General features: G+C 69.4%; 18 protein-coding genes. 2 read left to right on the top strand and 16 right to left on the bottom strand.

What is annotated here, in order from left to right:
• Positions 1-60: 60 nt before the first annotated feature.
• Positions 61-1,605 carry a bifunctional phosphatase PAP2/diacylglycerol kinase family protein gene (locus tag EDC82_RS00910; protein WP_131940281.1) on the top strand — a complete coding sequence of 515 codons (1,545 nt, stop codon included), beginning with the start codon at positions 61-63 and terminating at the stop codon, positions 1,603-1,605.
• Here EDC82_RS00910 and EDC82_RS00905 read toward each other — a convergent pair.
• The 13 genes from EDC82_RS00905 to EDC82_RS00845 form a co-directional block, all read right to left on the bottom strand.
• Complete coding sequence (locus EDC82_RS00905) at positions 1,592-2,362, bottom strand: CPBP family intramembrane glutamic endopeptidase (protein ID WP_006943541.1); 771 nt, start codon at positions 2,360-2,362, stop codon at positions 1,592-1,594. The two genes, EDC82_RS00910 and EDC82_RS00905, sit on opposite strands and share 14 nt — an antisense overlap.
• A gap of 127 nt (positions 2,363-2,489) precedes the next feature.
• The gene (locus tag EDC82_RS00900) at positions 2,490-2,672 is read right to left on the bottom strand and encodes a hypothetical protein (RefSeq protein ID WP_062257483.1); all 183 of its coding nucleotides are present in this window, start codon (positions 2,670-2,672) and stop codon (positions 2,490-2,492) included.
• Between the two features lie 62 nt (positions 2,673-2,734).
• Positions 2,735-3,139 (bottom strand): hypothetical protein, encoded by a 405-nt coding sequence (locus EDC82_RS00895; protein ID WP_062257482.1) that lies wholly within the window; start codon positions 3,137-3,139, stop codon positions 2,735-2,737.
• On the bottom strand, positions 3,136-3,291 hold the full coding sequence (locus EDC82_RS00890; protein ID WP_006943511.1) for a lipopolysaccharide assembly protein LapA domain-containing protein: 156 nt from the start codon (positions 3,289-3,291) through the stop codon (positions 3,136-3,138). The genes EDC82_RS00895 and EDC82_RS00890 overlap by 4 nt, the downstream gene beginning before the upstream one ends.
• Complete coding sequence (locus EDC82_RS00885) at positions 3,288-3,593, bottom strand: hypothetical protein (RefSeq protein ID WP_156444955.1); 306 nt, start codon at positions 3,591-3,593, stop codon at positions 3,288-3,290. The genes EDC82_RS00890 and EDC82_RS00885 overlap by 4 nt, the downstream gene beginning before the upstream one ends.
• A gap of 71 nt (positions 3,594-3,664) precedes the next feature.
• Positions 3,665-5,194, bottom strand: a complete 1,530-nt coding sequence (locus EDC82_RS00880; RefSeq protein ID WP_231729462.1) for an amidase — start codon at positions 5,192-5,194, stop codon at positions 3,665-3,667.
• Between the two features lie 199 nt (positions 5,195-5,393).
• Positions 5,394-6,851 (bottom strand): NAD(P)/FAD-dependent oxidoreductase, encoded by a 1,458-nt coding sequence (locus EDC82_RS00875; RefSeq protein WP_062257478.1) that lies wholly within the window; start codon positions 6,849-6,851, stop codon positions 5,394-5,396.
• Positions 6,852-6,928: 77 nt separating this feature from the next.
• Positions 6,929-7,342, bottom strand: coding sequence for a rhodanese-like domain-containing protein (locus EDC82_RS00870; RefSeq protein ID WP_235006060.1), 414 nt, complete (start codon positions 7,340-7,342; stop codon positions 6,929-6,931).
• 62 nt (positions 7,343-7,404) lie between these two features.
• Positions 7,405-8,433, bottom strand: coding sequence for a hypothetical protein (locus EDC82_RS00865; RefSeq protein WP_006943537.1), 1,029 nt, complete (start codon positions 8,431-8,433; stop codon positions 7,405-7,407).
• A gap of 333 nt (positions 8,434-8,766) precedes the next feature.
• On the bottom strand, positions 8,767-10,317 hold the full coding sequence (ahpF, locus tag EDC82_RS00860) for an alkyl hydroperoxide reductase subunit F (protein ID WP_131940279.1): 1,551 nt from the start codon (positions 10,315-10,317) through the stop codon (positions 8,767-8,769).
• Between the two features lie 576 nt (positions 10,318-10,893).
• Entirely contained in the window at positions 10,894-11,457 is a 564-nt protein-coding gene (ahpC, locus tag EDC82_RS00855) for an alkyl hydroperoxide reductase subunit C (protein WP_006943499.1), read from the bottom strand.
• Between the two features lie 162 nt (positions 11,458-11,619).
• Positions 11,620-11,877 carry a hypothetical protein gene (locus EDC82_RS14435; RefSeq protein WP_160126162.1) on the bottom strand — a complete coding sequence of 86 codons (258 nt, stop codon included), beginning with the start codon at positions 11,875-11,877 and terminating at the stop codon, positions 11,620-11,622.
• Positions 11,878-11,965: 88 nt separating this feature from the next.
• Positions 11,966-12,886, bottom strand: coding sequence for a LysR family transcriptional regulator (locus EDC82_RS00845; RefSeq protein ID WP_131940277.1), 921 nt, complete (start codon positions 12,884-12,886; stop codon positions 11,966-11,968).
• An 89-nt stretch (positions 12,887-12,975) separates the two neighbouring features.
• Here EDC82_RS00845 and EDC82_RS00840 point away from each other — a divergent pair, with 89 nt between their 5' ends.
• Positions 12,976-14,097, top strand: a complete 1,122-nt coding sequence (locus EDC82_RS00840; RefSeq protein ID WP_235006058.1) for a threonine/serine dehydratase — start codon at positions 12,976-12,978, stop codon at positions 14,095-14,097.
• A gap of 113 nt (positions 14,098-14,210) precedes the next feature.
• Here EDC82_RS00840 and EDC82_RS00835 read toward each other — a convergent pair whose 3' ends face one another.
• The 3 genes from EDC82_RS00835 to EDC82_RS00825 all read right to left on the bottom strand — a co-directional run bounded on the left by EDC82_RS00835 (position 14,211) and on the right by EDC82_RS00825 (position 17,255).
• Positions 14,211-15,233, bottom strand: a complete 1,023-nt coding sequence (locus EDC82_RS00835) for a metallophosphoesterase (protein ID WP_131940275.1) — start codon at positions 15,231-15,233, stop codon at positions 14,211-14,213.
• A gap of 205 nt (positions 15,234-15,438) precedes the next feature.
• Complete coding sequence (locus EDC82_RS00830) at positions 15,439-16,365, bottom strand: ABC transporter permease (protein WP_131940273.1); 927 nt, start codon at positions 16,363-16,365, stop codon at positions 15,439-15,441.
• Positions 16,362-17,255, bottom strand: coding sequence for an ABC transporter ATP-binding protein (locus tag EDC82_RS00825; RefSeq protein ID WP_131940271.1), 894 nt, complete (start codon positions 17,253-17,255; stop codon positions 16,362-16,364). The genes EDC82_RS00830 and EDC82_RS00825 overlap by 4 nt, the downstream gene beginning before the upstream one ends.
• Between the last annotated feature and the right edge of the window lie 110 nt (positions 17,256-17,365).

Genomic DNA, 17,365 nt, shown 5'->3' with positions numbered 1-17,365 from the left:
GGATGCTCATGGTGGCAAGGTGGACATGCCAACCGACGACTCGAGCGACGAGGAACCGTCATGCGTCTGCCCCGACCCCGCTTCACCCCGCAGATCATGCGCGTCGTGCGTGACGTCGACCGTCTCGACCGTTCGCTGTTCACGGCGATCGCCGAGCACCGCAGCCCCATGCTCGACCGCGTCATGCCGAAGCTGAGCCGCGCCGCCGACTACTCGGTGCTGTGGATGGCGGTGGGCGCCGGGCTCGCCGCGACCGGCGACCGTCGGCTCAAGTGGGCCGCCGAGCGCGGGCTCGGCAACATCGCCCTCGCGAGCCTCCTGACGAACCAGGTCGGCAAGCGGCTCGCGCCACGCCTGCGCCCCGGGATCGAGAGCGTTCCGCTGGCTCGGCGCGTCTTCCGGCTGCCGACGTCGAACTCATTCCCCTCCGGCCACAGCGCGAGCGCCGCCGCCTTCGCCATGGGTGTGTCGACGGAAGCGCCCGCGGCCGGCATCGTCGTGCAGGCGCTCGCGGGACTCGTCGCGTTCTCCCGCATCGCGACGGGCGCCCACTACCCGAGCGACGTCGCCGTCGGCTGGGCGATCGGCTCGGCCGTCTCGACGCTCGGGGCGCGCGTGCAACCGTCCGCCCCGCCGGCAAAGGTGACGCCGGCGCCGCCGCTGACGATCGACGTGCCGCCCCACCCGCGCGGCGCGGGCGTCGTCTGCGTCATCAACCCGCGAGCAGGAGGAGGTAACGGCGCGCGCGTCATCCGACGCATCGAGAAGCTGCTGCCCGAGGTGGAGATCGTCCGCCTCGGGCAGGGGCAGGATCTCGACGACCTGCTCGCCGACGCGGCCGCGCGCTGCGACGTGCTCGGCGTCGGCGGCGGTGACGGGACGCTGCAAGCTGGTGCGCGGCACGCGATCGAGCACGACGTGCCGCTCGCGGTGTTCCCCGCCGGCACGTTCAACCACTTCGCGAAGGCGCTCGGGGTGAGCGTCGACGCGACCGCGCGGGCGATCGAGCAAGGATGGTGCACGGCCGTCGACGTCGCGCGCCTCAACGGCGAGATATTCCTCAACACCGCGAGCGCCGGCTCGTACCCCGAGTTCGTCATCCGCCGCGAGAAGCTCGAGGGGCGCATCGGCAAACCGCTCGCCGCCGTCGTCGCCGGATGGCGGATGCTGCGCACCGCGGAGCCGTTCATGTTGCGCTACGACAACCGCGAGTACACCCTCGCCGGCATCTTCATCGGCAATGGCCGCTACGACCCGCCCGGCGACGCACCGCAGACGCGGCTGCGCATGGACGACGGGCAGCTCGACCTGCGGTTCTTGGAGCGAGGCTCGCGGTGGGCCGCCGTCCGCACGCTGTTCGCCGTCTTCACCGGCGGGCTCGGACGGTTGCCGCTCTACCACGAGTTCGACGCGCCGAAGGCTCACCTCGAGGTCGTCGGCGGTCCCATCCTGTTCGCCCGCGACGGCGAGGTGACCGGCTCGGGGACGGTGCTCGACCTCGACGTCGCCTACCGCGCTCTCACCGTCTATCGGCCGCGCACAGGCAGTTGGAGTCGCGTGCTGCGACGCTTCGGATGGCGCCGCCAGGGCGTCACAGCCAGCTGACGCGGCCGGCGAGCAGCTCGTAACCGACGAAGCTGACGACGTCGAGGATCGTGTGCGCGACGATGAGCGGCAGGACGCGTCGCGTGCGCGTGTAGAGCCAGCCGAAGATCAGGCCCATGACGACGTTGCCGACGAACCCGCCGAGGCCCTGGTACAGGTGGTAGCTGCCGCGGATCAGCGCGCTCACGACGATCACCTTCGTGCGCCCCCACCCGGCCTGCGACCAGCGCGTGAAGAGGTAGCCGATCATGACGACCTCTTCGAGGATCGCGTTCTGCGCGGCGGCGAGGACGAGGATCGGAAAGACCCACCAGTGCTCGCCCAGGCCGGACGCGACGACCGTCGTGTTGATGCCCATGGCCCGCGAGACGAGGTACAGCGCGAGGCCCGGGATGCCGATGACGGCGGCGAGCAGCGCACCGAGGACGGCGTCGGGTGCCTGGCGTGTGCGGTCGATCCCGAGGTAGGCCAGCGGCTTCCGCAGTTCGCGCGACAGCAGGAGAACGACGAGCGCGACCGGCACGAGCGCCAGCGCGATCTGCACGAGCTGATAGACGACGTCGAGCCACTGCGTGCTCGAACGCGACGAGTTGAGCGTCGACGTCTGCTGACTGATCGACGTGTGCGTCGCGCGCGCCGTCAGGGCCGTGCGCAGCAGCGAAAGCGCCGACCAGATCGCGCTCGCGCCGAGGCTGAGCAGCAGGACGATGACCGTCTCGGCGAGCAGTTGACGCCGCGGCAGGCGCGTGCGGGCCACGTCGAGTCTCGTACCAGGCCAGGCCATCTGGCCTCGCAGACGGCCGAGCGCTGTTCGTGCGCGCTCACTCGGCGCGTCGACTCGGGTACTCACCGAAGCAGCGTGGGGTTCAGCGGCACAGCGCGGTTCACGAGACGCCGAGCGAGCCGGCGTCGTCGTCATCGGTGCCCGTGTCGGTGACGACGTCGTCAGAGTCGGCGTCGGCGTCAGCGTCGGATCCACCGTCAGCCTCGGCGTCGGGTTCTGCCTCGTCATCGAGGACGTGAACCGGGGCCTCGTCGTAGGGGTCGTTGATCGTGTCGTCGCTCATGTCAGCTCCTCGCTCGTCGAATGTTCGTCCTGGCCCGTCGTCGGTGTGCCAGCGGCCGCGCGTCACTCGTCGCGGCGCGAGGTGAACGCGCTGCCGACACTGCCACTCGTGCGATGCGCGGGTACGTCGGGGCGGGCCTCGTCGCGTTCTTCGCCGTCGACCCGGGACGCGACGTGTCGCTCGCAGTTGACGGGCTCGCCGTCGTCGAGCCCGTCGGACGGGTCGTCACGGCGCGAGCCTGCTGCATCCGAACGTCCTGCACCTGCGAGTCCTGCGCCGGCGCGTCCTGCGTCCGAATGGCCGCCGCTAGAACGTCCTGCACGCCGCGAGCCACCGTCGCGTCGCTCACGCTCAGCGCTCACGGGCGCATCGTCGAGGCGACGCACGACGGTGAACCAGGTGATGGCGAAACCGGCGACGAGCGCCAGCAGCGCTGCGGGCCACAGCTGAGCGGCGAGCCAGATCATCGGACGCTCCCCGCGTCGCCCTCGTGTTGCTCGTCGAGTTGGCGCAGGTCGCGGCGCGTCGGGTAGAGCGCGGCGGCGAGCAGCCAGGCGATGAGGGCGCCGAGCACGAAACAGACGAGCATGACGAAGACGCTGTCGATCACGAGGTTCATCGGTGCACCTTCACCGTGCGGACGCCGTCGACGTGCGACGCGGCGTCGCGCACCGAGTCGATGGCGTCGTTGCCCGAACGCGCCGGGACGACGGCGGTGACGTCGCGGCCGTCGACCGAGACGGAGACCTGAGCGACGCCCGTGCCGGCGACGCTGCGCTCGACTCGCTGCTGCAGGTTGGATTCGATCGAGGACTTGCCGAGGAACGCGGCCGCAGCGCCGAGAACAAGTGGGACGACGACGAACGCCGCCCACCACGCCCGACTGAGTCGGGCGCGCACGCGCGTGCCTGAACGCTCCACTGCGTCTCCTTCGTTCTTCAGGTGCTCGTCGAACGTCGCCATTGTGCCTGGCGTCACCGACAACGCCGTCGTCACGCGCCGTTCGATGCGGCGCCGGCACCCGGTTCGTCGCGGTTCGGAACGCCGCCCTGGGCCGCCTCGCCCATCTGGTCGAGGCGACGGAACGGGTGGGCCGCCTCGATCTGCAGAGCCAGCCGCAGCAGCGTGTTCTCGTCGCCGATCTGCCCGGAGATCATGACGCCGACCGGCAGCCCGTCATCGGTCCGTCCCAGCGGCAGGCTGATGGCGGGTGCGCCCGTCGCGTTGTGCAGCGGCGTGAAGGCACAGTAGGCGAGCACGCGCTCGAGGTGCGTCTCGTAGTCGAGATCGCCTGCGAGATAACCGATCTCGGGTGCGACGTGGGCGAGGACGGGTGAGACGAAGACATCGGGGCCGCTCGCCATCTGCGAACGGTACACACGACCCGACGCCTGCAGACGCGCGAGGAACTTCGGCGCGTGCGCGAGCCGGCGGCGTCCCATCTGCGCGAGCCCGAGCGTCAACGGGTCGAGCTTGCTCGCGTCGAAATCCTTGTGGAACAGGCGCTTGCCGCCCGCCACCGTGTTGAACGCGAGGAAACCCCAGTAGTCGAGAAAATCCTGTTGGAACGACTCGGGAATCGTCGGTTGCCAGTCGACGATGTCGTGCCCGAGCCCGCCCAGCATCGTGAGAGCCGTGTCGACGGCGGCTCGCGTCGGTGCATCCGACGGAGGCGCGAACGGACTGTCGTGCATGAACCCGATGCGCAGCGGGCGCGTCAGCCCGGGGTGCGACGTGACGTCGATCGGCGGTAGGCGGCGCGCCGGGTGCACGCGCTGGGCGTCCTCGAAGAACGTGACGGTGTCGCGCACCGTGCGCGTCAGCACCGAGTCGGTGACGATCTTCACCGGCATCTGCGCGGAACTCTCACCGATGATGAGGCGCCCGCGCGTCGGTTTGAGGCCGACGAGGCCGCACGTCGCGGCGGGAATGCGGATCGAGCCACCACCGTCGTTGCCGTGCGCGATGGGGACGACGCCCGACGCGACGAGCGCCGCCGAACCGCCGGAGGAACCGCCCGAACTGCGCGACGTGTCCCACGGGTTGCGCGTGACGTTGCCGCCAGGGCGTTCCGTCGTCGCCGTCCAGCCGAACGGCGGCATCGTCGTCGTGCCGATGGGGACGATGCCCGTGCCGAGGATCTGCGTCACGACCTTGCCGCTGCGGCGGTTGCTGACGCGCGGCATCGCTTCCGACCCCTGCGTCATCGGCACGCCGGCGACGACGACGTTGTCCTTGAACGCGCTCGGCACGCCGCGCAGCGCGGCGTCCGGATGATCGTGGCGCCCACCTCCGAGGCCCGCGTCGATACGACCAGCACGCTGACGGGCGCGCTTGGCGTCGATGAACTCGATGGCGTTGAGCACCCCGTCGACCTTCTCGGCGCGCGCGAGCGCAGCCTCGACGGCCTCCGTCGCGCTGATGCGGCCCGAGTCGATGGCGTCGGCGAGCGCTGTCGCGTCCATGTCACCGAGCGCATCGTCGGTGAACGCGTGGATCTGCTTCGGCCTCGTCTCGGACATCATCTGACCCCTTTTCGTCGTGGCAGCTTCGATCTGCCAGTGTGCCGCCTGCGACGCCGCCTGTGGGCCGAAGCGCGCAACTCGGGTGGCCGATGCCGCCCGTGTCGCCGATGTCGCCCGTGTCGCCGATGTCGGCATGGCCTCGACGATGGTGGTGGCGGTGCGTGAGAGGGCACGCCTCCCTGGGTATCGTGACGATTCAGCGGGCCGAGGTGGGCGCGAGGTTCGGGGCGGGGATTTCGTTGTCGTGCAGCAGGGTTCGCGCCGCGTGCCAGCCGCACATGCCGTGGACGCTGGGGCCCGGCGTCGTCGCTCCCGACGCGAGGTAGACACCGTCGGCGGGTGTGCGCCACGGCGTCGGTGACACGACGGGACGCTTGAGCATCTGCGTCATCGTGACGGCGCCGCTCGCGAAGTCGCCGCCCGCGAAGTTGGGACTGACGGCCGCCGCGAACTCGTCGGCGCGCGTCGCTGTTGAGGCGAGCACGAGGTCACGGAAACCCGGGGCGTGCTCCTCGACGGCGGCGAGGACGGCCTCGGTGGCGTCGACGTCACTGTCGAACGGCACGTGGACGTACGCCCAGAACGTCGCCTGCCCGGCCGGCGCGCGCGTGGAATCGACGACACTCGGCTGCACGGCCAGAACGTAGGGACGCTCGGGCACCCGCCCGCGCGCGACGTCGTTCTCCGCCGCCGCGATCTGCCCGCGTGTGCCGCCGAGGTGCACCGTGGGGGCCTTGCCGATGCGCGGATCGCTCCACGGGACCGGCCCGGCGAGCGCCATGTCGACCTTGCTCACGCCGCTGCCCGGCTTGAACCGCTCGAGAGCGCGCCGGTAGCGATCAGGCAGGCGCGCGGCGCCCATCGTCAGGAACGCGGGGACGCCGACGTCGAGCACGGCCGCGTCGTACTCGTCGAGCTGCGCGAGGTCAGTGACCTCCCGCCCGAGGTGGACGCGCCCACCGTGCGCCTCGAGGTCCGCGACGAGCGCGTCGACGATCGCCTGTGAACCACCGACCGGCACCGGCCAACCCTGCGCGTGCGCGGTTGCGCTCAGCATGAGCCCGCCACCGGCCATGGCGAGAGTGGGGTGGCGGCCGATCGTGTGCGCGGCGCACCCCGTCAGCATCGCCGGGGCGACGTCCTCGACGAACCGGCGTGACCATGCGGGCGTGCCCGCCTCCAGGACGCGCGCGCCGTAGACGGCCGCCGCGATCGGGTCGCGTGGCACCCGCAGCAGCGTGTTCATCGTCATGTCGGTGACGCCGCGCAGGCGCTCGACGACGGGGCCGAGGAAGGAGCGGTAGGCGTCACCGTCCGCGCCGAGTGCGTCGGCCGCACGGTCGAGGTCGCGATACCCGATGCCGCTACGGCCCCCCGGCAACGGATGTGCGAACGAGGCCTCGGGCACGACGAGGTCGATGCGCCGCGCAAGGTCGAACTCCTGGAAGAACGGGCTCGCGAGCGCCATCGGGTGGACGGCGCTCGCGACGTCGTGGCGAAAACCCGGCAGGCTGAGTTCGCGGGTGGCCGCGCCACCGCCCGTCCACCCGTTGCGTTCGAAGACGTCGACGGCGAGCCCGGCGCGCGCCAGCGTCACGGCCGCGGCGAGGCCGTTGGGTCCGGCGCCGACCACGGCCACGCGCGTCAAGTTCATGCGTGAAGCGTAAGGACGCGGCTACGGACGCGGGGCGCCGGGGACGAATGTGACCCAGAATCGCAGGTGTGCACGGCTCAGAAGCGGACGTCGGCGGGGGCGTGCGTCGTCGGCAGACGCGCCTCGACCCAGGCTGCGTACCCGCCGATGACGTCGGTCGCGTTGACGAGCCCGACGTCCTGAAGCGCCCGCGCCGCGACGCTCGAGGAGAAACCGTGGCGGCAGATGACGATGTATCGCGTCTCCCAGCTGCTCGCCTCCGGGATGCGCCACGCGTTGCTCGGATCAAGACGCCACTCGAGCACCGTGCGGTCGATGACGAGCGCACCCGGGATGTTCGCGCTCTCGGCGCGATGCTCCGCCGTCCGCGTGTCGACGATGACGGCCCCACGCTGCTGCTCGTCGAACGCCTGGCGCGGTGTCAGCCGACTCCATCCCTGACGCACGCGCGCGAGGTAGCCGGTCGAACCGCGGTCGCTGTCAGCTGGCATGGCCGGGCCGGTGGGGCGGACCTGCGACGGTCGCCTGGCTTCGTTCGTCCCCTTGTTCGGGGTCATGTGCGCCGAATGATCTCGGTGTCGTCGTCTCCGCCGCGCCCGTGACGCGGCGCGCTCGCGCCGTCAGTGCCGACGTCACGACCGGGACGTCCGGGGCGCATGGCCTGCGTCCGGGCGTCGTCATCGCCGTTGTCGGCGCGCACGGGACGGAAGGCCTGCGTCCGCGCGTCATCGTCGCCGTCATTGGCTCGCGCGGGCCGAAGCGCCTGCGTCCGGGCCTCGTCGCGTGACGTGCCGTAGGGCGGGGTGTGGTCGACGGCGGCTTCACCCGAGCGCTCGTACCACCGCGTCGAGCTGGGCGTGTCGTCGAAGTCACCGAAGTCGTCGTACGGGCGACTGTCGGCGCGGCCACCGAGCGGGAGGGGACGCTCGGCGGCGCGCGATGCGTCGTCGAGACGCTCGTCGGTGCGAGCGTCCGCCGGGTGCGCACCTTGCGCAGAGCCACCCTCGAGCACTCCCGCGCGGCGCTCACGCCGACGCCGTGAGGCGCGCGAGATGGCACGCACGATCGCGAGGAGGATCGCCAGCACGAGCCCGAGCGTCAGGCCGAGCACGAGACCCGTCCAGTTGTCGACGACGTCCTGGCTCGAGCAACTGCGCTTGAGTTCGGGGTAGAGATCCTGCAGCGTCTCGATGCCCGGCGGCAGCGCGAACAACACCATGACGCCGAGGATCTTGCGCCACACGCCGTCGAGCAGCATGACGCCGACGCCTGCAGGCAGGAACAGCCACACGTTCGGGGGCCGCGAGCCGGCGCTGAACCAGTACTCACGGGCCAGAGGCCGCCACACCGACCAGTCGCAGCCCGCCGTCGGCACGCCGAAGTAGTCGTTCTTGACCGGGCTCAACGTCACGACGGCCGCGACGACGAGACACCACGTCAGCAGTGCGAACCCGAGCCGATCGGCGCGTGAGCGGCGCGTCGGGAAGAGCAACGTCGTCAGCAGCGCGAGGACGAACCCGCCGAGCACGGCCGGGCCTGTCCAGGGAAGGGCCTTGAGAATGAGCTGCAGCTGCTCGAGCATGGCGCCTCCAGGGCTTCCCGGCGTGGATTGGATGACGCAACACGGTAGCAACCAGGCGTGACCTGTTCGTTATCGACGCGCGGGCGGCGGGTCGACCGTTCGCCGTCAGTGTCCTGGCGATGTCGGCCAGCGTTTGGGATGTCCAGACTCAGATGAACCCTGTGAAAGCCCCCGGCTTGGCTGCCTCACTTCCTGGACGCGCAGGTTCGTGCCCGTCGTCGACGCAATCGAGATGGGGCATCTGACCGCGCAACTGCGTCAGGGCGTATCGACGCAGAACGTCCCGGCCACCTCAGGGTGACCGGGACGTTTCACGTGAAACACGCTGACGGATCAGCCGCGGATGCTCGCGTCGAACGCGCCGAGTGCGGCCGTCGCGCCGGAGCCTTCGGCAACGACGATCTGCTTGTACGGCTCGGTCGTGACGTCGCCGGCGGCGAAGATGGCCGGGTCGGACGTCGCACCGCGGTCGGAGATGACGATCTCCTTGCGCTCGTTGAGGTCGACGACACCGTCGAGGAACTCGGTGTTCGGCAGCAGGCCGATCTGGACGAACACGCCCTCGACCTCGATGATCTTGCTCTCGTTGGTCTCGCGGTCGGTGTACGTCAGGCCGGTGACGCCCTTGCCGTCGCCGACGACCTCACTCGTCGCGGCCGACAGGATGATGTCGACGTTGGGCAGCGACTTGAGCTTGCGCTGCAGCACGTCGTCGGCGCGCATCGTGTCGAGGAACTCGACGACGGTGACGTGCCCGACGACGCCCGCCAGGTCGATCGCAGCCTCGACGCCGGAGTTGCCGCCACCGATGACGGCGACGCTCTTGCCCTTGAACAGCGGACCGTCGCAGTGCGGGCAGAAGGTGACGCCCTTGTTGCGGTACTCCTCCTCGCCCGGAACGCCCATGCGACGCCAGCGGGCACCCGTCGCGATGATGACCTGCTTGGCGCGCAGTTCGGCGCCCGTCTCGGTGACGACCTTCTTGAGGCCGTCCTCGTCGGTGATGGACGCGACCTTCTGCGCCTTCATCACGTCGATCTCGTACTCGTGCAGGTGCGCCTCGAGCGCGGCGGCGAGCTTGGGGCCCTCCGTGTACGGCATCGAGATGAAGTTCTCGATGGCGTTCGTGTCGAGCACCTGGCCGCCGATGCGCTCGGCGACGAGGCCGGTGCGGATGCCCTTGCGTGCGGTGTAGATCGCGGCCGCGACGCCCGCGGGGCCACCACCGATGACGAGGACGCCGAACGGCTCCTTCTCGCTGAGCTTCGCCGCAGCCTTCGCGTCGGCGCCGGTGTCGAGCTTGCTGATGAAGTCTTCGACGGTCATGCGGCCCTGGCCGAAGACCTCACCGTTGAGGTAGACCGTCGGGACGGCCTTGATGTCGCGCGCCTCGATCTCGTCCTGGAACGCGCCGCCCTCGATCGCGATGTGGTGGATGTTCGGGTTGAGCACGCTCATCGCGTTGAGCGCCTGCACGACGTCGGGGCAGTTCTGGCACGTCAGCGACATGTACGTCTCGAAGTGGAACGTGCCCTCGATGTCACGGATCTGCTGCGCCTGCTCGTCACTGATCTTGACGGGGTGGCCGCCGACCTGCAACAACGCGAGGACGAGCGACGTGAACTCGTGCCCCATCGGCAGGCCCGCGAAGTGGACGCCGACGTCCGTGCCGGCGCGAGCGATCTCGAAGCTCGGCCGACGCTCGTTGTCGTCGCTGCGCTCGTAGCTCACCTTGTCGTGCAGCGCCTCGATCTCCTTGAGGAGCTCTTCGGTCTGCTTCGACTTGTCGGAGTCGTCGAGGCTGGCGCGCAGCACGATCGGTTCACGAAGGTTGCCGAGCAGCTGCTGCAGCTGGGCTGTCATGTTGGCGTCGAGAACGGCCATGGGGTGCCTCCTGGTGTCGGCGAGAGGACGAAAAAGGTACGGGTTGGCCCGAACGGGGCGGTGTGTCAAGAATCTGTGGAGAGAAGGTCTGGCGAGAAGGTCTTGTGAGCCCACACGGGCGACCGGGGCGGGGCAGGTCACGAGTGGAGAGGGACGAGAGCCCTGGGGGCGTTCTCGTCACCCTCCACCCGCGGCCTGAGGGCCAAAACTCTGCATTGCAGGGTTTCGGTGCTCGACCGGGGCGTTGCGGACTGAAACTCCGCCATGCCGAGTTTCACTCCTCAAGCGGGCGGGCGCTGCCAGCAGCATGAGCCCCCACAGTTGAGAGCAGAAAAAGTCTCCACGTGGGGCCAGCTCTCAGGCGATCACGCCAGGCCGGGCGCCGCCCCGCCGTCGGAGGCGAACGAGTGAGCGTGCGAACTCGTTCGGTGATCACAGCGAGGCGGCGACCGGCTACGACCTGGCGACGATCAAGCGAGCCTGGAGGCTGAGCTTGCGAAGCCTCCAGTGTGAGCATTGAGGAGTCAGGTCAAGAGGGCACAGCTGAGTTCAGTCTGAGCCTGCAAAGGGCTGAACTCAGATCTTGCCGACGAGGTCCAGCGACGGCGTGAGCGACTCGGCGCCCTCTTCCCACTTGGCGGGGCAGACCTCGCCCGGGTGGTTGCGGATGTACTGGGCGGCCTTGACCTTGCGGACGAGCTCGGCGGCGTTGCGGCCGATGCCTTCGGAGGTGACCTCGGTGAACTGGATGACGCCGTCGGGGTCGACGAGGAAGGTGCCGCGGTTGGCGAGGCCTTCGTCCTCACGCAGGATCTCGAAGTTGCGGGAGATCTGCAGCGTCGGGTCGCCGATCATCGCGTAGTCGATCTTGGCGATCGTCTCGGACGAGCCGTGCCATGCCTTGTGCGTGAAGTGGGTGTCGGTGGAGACGGAGAAGACCTCCACACCGAGCTTCTGCAGCTCGTCGTAGTAGTCGGCGAGGTCGCCGAGCTCGGTCGGGCAGACGAACGTGAAGTCGGCCGGGTAGAAGAAGAAGATGCTCCACTTGTCGGCGACGTCGGCCTCGGAGACCTCGACGAATTCGCCCTGCTTGAAAGCGGTGGCCTTGAACGGCTTGATGGTCGTGTTGATGAGCGACACGTCATGCTCCTTCGCGTTGGGGATCGGCGGCGAGCGTAGCGCCGCCGCAAGCATTCCTTAACTGGAATGACTCCATATTAGCGCCTCTGGGTGCCATGTCCAACAGCGGGCCGCATGAACATCGCGTGAACGACCCGCCCCCTCGCGGCGCGCCCCGAGTTCTCAGGCCGACGGCTGTGTGTACATCTGCGATTCACGGTCACATTCGTCGGCGACGGCGGCATGGTCGCGACGGGCGATCTGCGCACCCATCGCGAGGCGCTTCTCGGTGCGGGAGCCGAGCATCATCGGGGGCCGCTCACGATCGGCGGCGGGCGCAGCATCTGCCAGCTCGTCGATCCGTTCGGCGGAGTCTTCGGCCTGGATGGCCCGCCCTGACGCCCAGCGCGTCCGAACATCATCCAGAAACGCGTCAGGCACGACGCGTTCTCGGGCAATGAGCGCCGCGCAACCGATCACTGCAGACCCTCACGATCGACGCGCCGTCGAGACACGGCTCAACCTTTCGTCACGCGCTCCACGACAGGCCGAGCAGCGTCTGCACGACCTCCTCGACGGCGGCCGGGCGCGGCGGTGCGCCGTACGTGGCGACGTGCAGTTCTCGGCCCGCACCGACAACGGGGTGCGTGACGACGCCTGGGTTGCGGTGGCCCGCGAGCGCGAGTGCAGACAGCAACGTCACCCCGAAACCCGCTGCCACGAGAGCTTGTACGGCGACGACGTCGTCACTGGCGAAGCCGATGTCGGGCTCGACTCCGACGGAGGCGCACAGGTCGAGCAGCCCTGTGCGACAGCGCTCGCACCCCGCGATCCAGCGGTCGTCGGAGAACTTTCGCAGTTCTTCCGGCCGCAGGCCCGTCGCTTCCCTCTCGCCGCAGGCGCGCCCCTCCGCGATCGTGCCGCCAACCGAACGTAACGGCTCGACGAGGTGCAACGCGTCCCACCCGAGGTGCTCGACGGTGACGTCGTCGTCGAAGTGCTGCCCGGAATAGGCGAACGTGACGGCGACGTCGACCTGCCCCGAGCGCAGCAACGCGGCGGCTGCCGGCGGTTCGACCTCGACGATGTCGAACGTCAGACCAGGTGCCGTGTCGGCGAGCGTCGAGAGCAGCCGCGGCACGATCGTGCTGCAGGCAGAGGGGAAGGCCGCGAGGCGCACGTGCCCGGCAGCGAGCGTCGTCATGGTGTCGAGTTCCGCCTCGGCGCGCCGCAACAGGCCGAGGATCTCCTCGCCGCGCGCCGCCAGACGCACGCCGTCGGGCGTCAGTCGCACCCCGCGCCCGACGTGCTGCACGAGCACGGCGCCGGTCTCCTCCTCGAGTCGGCGCAGGTGGTGCGAGACCGTCGGTTGCCCGCAGCCGAGTGCGGTGGCGGCCGCGCTCACCGTTCCTTCCCGGGCGAGCGCGACGAGCGCTTCGAGGCGTTTCATCTCCACCCCCTCAATGTATCGGCGTCATCGCTGCGATCAAGTGATTGCATCTATTGGACGGATGATTCGCCGTCGCGCACGCTGGAGGCATGACGATCCTGCCGCTGCCAACCCGCGAAACCGCTGCGCCGCACGACCTCGTGTCGGCCCCGCACATGCAGCCCGTCGAGCCCACCCGCGCCGCACCTGCCACTGGCGGCACCGGCGACACCGGCTCGGCGACCCCGGTCGTCTCCTTCGACGGCGTCCTCGCCGCAGCCGAGGCCCTCGCTGCACACCTCGTGCCCACGCCGACGTGGCGGTACGCGGCACTGAGTGACGCGGTGGGCCGCGATGTCGTCGTCAAGCACGAGAACATGAACCCGACTGGCTCGTTCAAGGTGCGTGGCGGCCTCACGCTCGCGAGCCGTCTCGACGCCGACGAGCGTTCCGCCGGTCTCGTCACCTGTTCCACGGGAAACCACGCGCAGTCGATCGCGTTCGGGGCACGCGTGGCCGGGACGCGCGCCGTCATCGTCATGCCCGCGTGCGCGCCGAGCGTCAAGGTCGACGCGGTGCGCGCCCTCGGCGCCGACGTCGTCATCGAGGGCCCGACGCTCGCCGAGGCATCCGCTCACGCCCGCCACCTTGCGGAGACGAGCGGCATGAGGTTCGTCAATCCGGGCAACGACCCGGCGATCATCCACGGCCACGCGACGGCGTATCTCGAACTGCTGCAGTCGAACCCGGGCATCGACGAGATCTACGTGCCGATCGGCAGCGGCTCCGGCGCCGCCGGCGCCTGCCTCGTGCGCGACGCCATCGCCCCGCACGTGCGCATCATCGGGGTTCAGGCGGTCGGCGCCTCTGCCGCCTACGAGTCGTGGGTCGGCGAGGCGGAAGTCTCCCGAGAGGCCAACACCCGCGTCAGCGGGCTGGCCACGGGATGCGGCTTCGCCACGCCGCAGAGCGTCCTGCGCGGCTCGCGCGGCACGGCAGGCAATGTCGGACTCGCCGCGTTCGAACTCGTGCCGGACGACGCCATCGACGACGCCGCGCACCTGCTCGCCACCCACGCCCACCTGCTCGCCGAGGGCGCCGGAGCTGCGTCACTCGCAGGGCTGCGTGCTCGTCAGGAGCGGGACGGGGAAGCGCAGGGCGGTTCGGTCGCCGTCGTCGTCACGGGTGGCAATGTCAGCACTGACGAGTGGAAGCGGCTCGCGAGCCGGTGACGCGTCCCTCGACGGAGCGCCCCAGGCCATGGGAGCGAAACACCCTCGGTGGGAGGGTTACGAAGCTCCCACCGAGGGTGTCCTGCTCCCGTGGGCGGAAATGCTCCCGTCGGTCAGCCGGCCTGCGTCCGGTAGGGGACGCGGCTCCACTCGAGGACTGCGGGTGAATCGGTCACACTCACCTTGAGCCAGTCCTTGTTGTTGTCCGAACCGTCCACCGTGATGCGGGTGAGGTTGTTCGCGCTGACCTTGACGCCGTAGAACGAGAGCCACCGCGATCCGCTCGCCAATGGCCGGTCGCTGGTGTAGACGTGCGAGTCGCCGTTGATGAGGTAGACGGGGCCATGGAACGCGTTCGACTGCTTGATGAGTTCGGCGACGAGCGGCGTGAACGCCGTGTTGTTCTCGTGCGGCACGTCGTACGTCGGGTCGAACATGTCCGCCTGGAGAGAGACCGCGACGGCGCGGGACTTGTGGTTCTTCGCGTCGGCGAACGTCGAGCGCAGCGCCGCCAGGTTGGTGTTCATCCGCGCCTTCTGCTCCGCAACCTGCGCGGGCGTCGCCGCCTTCTCGCCGATACCGGTCCACGGCGCGAGGTCGTCGTTCGACCCGACGACGTGCAGCGCGGCGAAGCTCACCTTCGCCTTGCGCCACGTCACGATCTCCGGGAAGGCGCGGTTGACGCCGTCGATGTGCTGGGGGCGCCCGTTCGTCGTGTTCTTCTTCGCGAAGAACGAGGATCGGACGGCAGAGAGGCGCTCCAAGGGGTTGTACGACCCGTTGTTCGGGCGGTGGCAGTCGGTCCACTCGTTGTCGCCGGGGGTGTAGACGAGCGGATCGCGGAAACGGTCGAACTGCTTCTTGATCGAGGCGAAGTAGCTGTCGTCGCAGCGCGTCGAGCCGTTCTTGATGTCGCCGACGTGCTGAACGAGTCGCACGTCGGGGTCGGCGTTGATCTCGTCGACCCACTTCGGGAACGCCTCGATCTGCGCCTGGCCGTAGGGGACGTCCCCGATGACGGCGAAGGTGTAGCCCGCATGATGCTTCGCGCCGTCAGAGGCCGCAACCGCCTGAGTGGGAGCCATGCCTGCGAGGCAGGCGAGAGCAGCAAGGGCGGCCGGGGTGCGATGTTTCACGTGAATCCTCCAAGTCAGGGTGCGGGCAGCCCCTGCATCCCACGCCTCCGAGCTGACGACGGCGAGTCGCCGGCGCGAACGGGACATGAACGGCTCGGGCGATGGGAGCGCGAAAAACCCTCGGTGGGAGCGCCGTGACGCTCCCACCGAGGGTGTTTTGCTCCCGTCGGCGACCGAGGCCCGCCGGACGGTCAGTCGACCTGGGTCAGGACGACTTCACCTCTCGCTTGTTGAGGCGGATGAATCCGATGACCATCGGAACCACGAGCCACAGCACGTGCGCGACGGCGAACTTCGCCCACCCTTCGTTCGACATCGTGCCGTCGTAGAGCGGCTGCGTCGTGAGGTTGAGGTCGATCCACTCACCGACCTTGCGCATCGTCTCGCCGAACGACGTCACGATGCTCACGAGGATCGGGATGAACAGGTACGAACAGATCGCGGCCGGGGTGTTCTGGAAAGCCAGGCCGAATGCGATACCGATCGAGACCGCGATGAGCTGCGCCAGCACGTTGCCGCCCACGGCGCCCCACGACATCGTCCAGTTGGCGTCGTGACCGAACGCCGCCTGGGCGATGAGCGTCGTCGCTGCACCGATCGCGAACGCAAAGATGATGGAGAGGGCGCCGAACAGCAGGCCCACGGCCCACTTGGCGAGGACGACGCGTGAGCGGCGCGGTTCCAGCGTGAACGTGACGAGCGCCGTCCGCTGCGACCACTCACTCGTGACGGTGAGGATGCCGAGGATGGGCAGGAGGAAACCCATCGGGATACCGGCAGCGGCGACGAAGTTGCCGAACCGCGGCGCCGACTCGCGTCCACCGAACATCACCGCGATGGACGCGATGATGATGAGGACGCCCATGGCGATGAGCAGCCACTTGCCCGCGCGGGTGTCGACCATCTTGCGCATCTCGACGCCGAAGAGGCGCCCGAAGGAGACCGGGGAGGTGCGGCCTTCGTCACCGAGGCGCCTCGGAAGACGTGAGTGCGCCGGAGCTGCACTGCCCTGCTGCGGCGCGGGCTGCCCGCCCTGCGCCTGCATGTGCGGAGCGCCCGCCATAGCGGGCTGCTGCTGCGGCGGGTAGTGCGCTCCGCCCTGCGGCTGGTTGGGGTTCATGGGGGTACTCATCGCGCAACCTCTCGAGAGTCGGCGGCGGTCAGGTTGAGGAACATCTCTTCGAGGCCGGAGCCACCGGCGGCGCCGAGCTGAACGAGGACGATGCCGTGCTGGGCTGCGACGCGCCCGACCTCGATGGGCTCGACCGTCGTGTGGATGCCGGTCTGCGTGCGCTGGACCTGGATGCCAGCGGCCTCCAGCGCGGAGGCGAGGGCGGCGTCGTCGGTGCTCGCGGCGTTCGTGCCCGCACCGCGCAGCAGCTCCTGCTTCGTGCCCTGACGCACGATGCGGCCGCGGCCGATCATGACGAGGTCGTCGGCGATCTGCTCCACCTCGTGCAGCAGGTGGCTCGACAGCAGCACGGTGCCGCCACGCTCGGCATAGGAGCGCAGGAGGCCACGCATCCAGCGGATACCCGCCGGGTCGAGGCCGTTGGCCGGCTCATCGAGGATGAGCACCTCGGGGTCACCGAGCAGGGCGTGCCCGATGCCGAGGCGCTGACGCATGCCGAGCGAGTAGTCGCCGACGCGTCGCTTCGCCTCCGCAGGCGTCAGGCCGACAACGTCGAGGATCTCGTCGACACGGTCGGTGCCGAGCCCCATCGTCTTGGCGCCGAGCGTGAGCACCTCTCGGCCGGTGCGGCCCGCGTGCTGGGCGCTCGCGTCGAGCAGGACGCCGACGTGGCGGCCCGGGTTATCGAGCTTGCTGTAGTCCTTGCCCAGGATGGTGGCGTGACCCCGCGTCGGCGGTGTCAGCCCCGTCATCATCCGCATGCACGTCGACTTGCCAGCGCCGTTCGGGCCGAGGAAGCCGGTCACACGACCCGGCTTGGCCTGAAAGCTGACGTTGTCGACCGACACGGTGTTCCCGTAGACCTTGGTCAACCCCTCTACTGTGATCATGGTCTCAACCCTAGGAGGCTCACGCCGCGTCAGGCCGCATCGGCGTGTCATCTCATCCTCCCGGCACCGAGGATTCATCCGCGCGACGGAGCCTGCGTCATCCTTGCGAT

The sequence above is a fragment of the Dermacoccus sp. SAI-028 genome, assembly GCF_004346775.1.
In the GTDB taxonomy this organism is placed as follows: domain Bacteria; phylum Actinomycetota; class Actinomycetes; order Actinomycetales; family Dermatophilaceae; genus Dermacoccus; species Dermacoccus nishinomiyaensis.
Note: the sequence above shows the minus strand (reverse complement) of the source record. Positions and strands in the feature narration are given on the sequence as shown.

Coding starts and splice junctions, on each gene's coding strand:
- EDC82_RS00910 (WP_131940281.1), top strand. CDS start 61: ATGCGTCTGCCCCGACCCCGCTTCACCCCGCAGATCATGCGCGTCGTG.
- EDC82_RS00900 (WP_062257483.1), bottom strand. CDS start 2,672: ATGAGCGACGACACGATCAACGACCCCTACGACGAGGCCCCGGTTCAC.
- EDC82_RS00895 (WP_062257482.1), bottom strand. CDS start 3,139: ATGATCTGGCTCGCCGCTCAGCTGTGGCCCGCAGCGCTGCTGGCGCTC.
- EDC82_RS00890 (WP_006943511.1), bottom strand. CDS start 3,291: ATGAACCTCGTGATCGACAGCGTCTTCGTCATGCTCGTCTGTTTCGTG.
- EDC82_RS00880 (WP_231729462.1), bottom strand. CDS start 5,194: ATGTCCGAGACGAGGCCGAAGCAGATCCACGCGTTCACCGACGATGCG.
- EDC82_RS00875 (WP_062257478.1), bottom strand. CDS start 6,851: ATGAACTTGACGCGCGTGGCCGTGGTCGGCGCCGGACCCAACGGCCTC.
- EDC82_RS00870 (WP_235006060.1), bottom strand. CDS start 7,342: ATGCCAGCTGACAGCGACCGCGGTTCGACCGGCTACCTCGCGCGCGTG.
- EDC82_RS00865 (WP_006943537.1), bottom strand. CDS start 8,433: ATGCTCGAGCAGCTGCAGCTCATTCTCAAGGCCCTTCCCTGGACAGGC.
- ahpF (WP_131940279.1), bottom strand. CDS start 10,317: ATGGCCGTTCTCGACGCCAACATGACAGCCCAGCTGCAGCAGCTGCTC.
- EDC82_RS00845 (WP_131940277.1), bottom strand. CDS start 12,886: ATGAAACGCCTCGAAGCGCTCGTCGCGCTCGCCCGGGAAGGAACGGTG.
- EDC82_RS00840 (WP_235006058.1), top strand. CDS start 12,976: ATGACGATCCTGCCGCTGCCAACCCGCGAAACCGCTGCGCCGCACGAC.
- EDC82_RS00830 (WP_131940273.1), bottom strand. CDS start 16,365: ATGAGTACCCCCATGAACCCCAACCAGCCGCAGGGCGGAGCGCACTAC.
- EDC82_RS00825 (WP_131940271.1), bottom strand. CDS start 17,255: ATGATCACAGTAGAGGGGTTGACCAAGGTCTACGGGAACACCGTGTCG.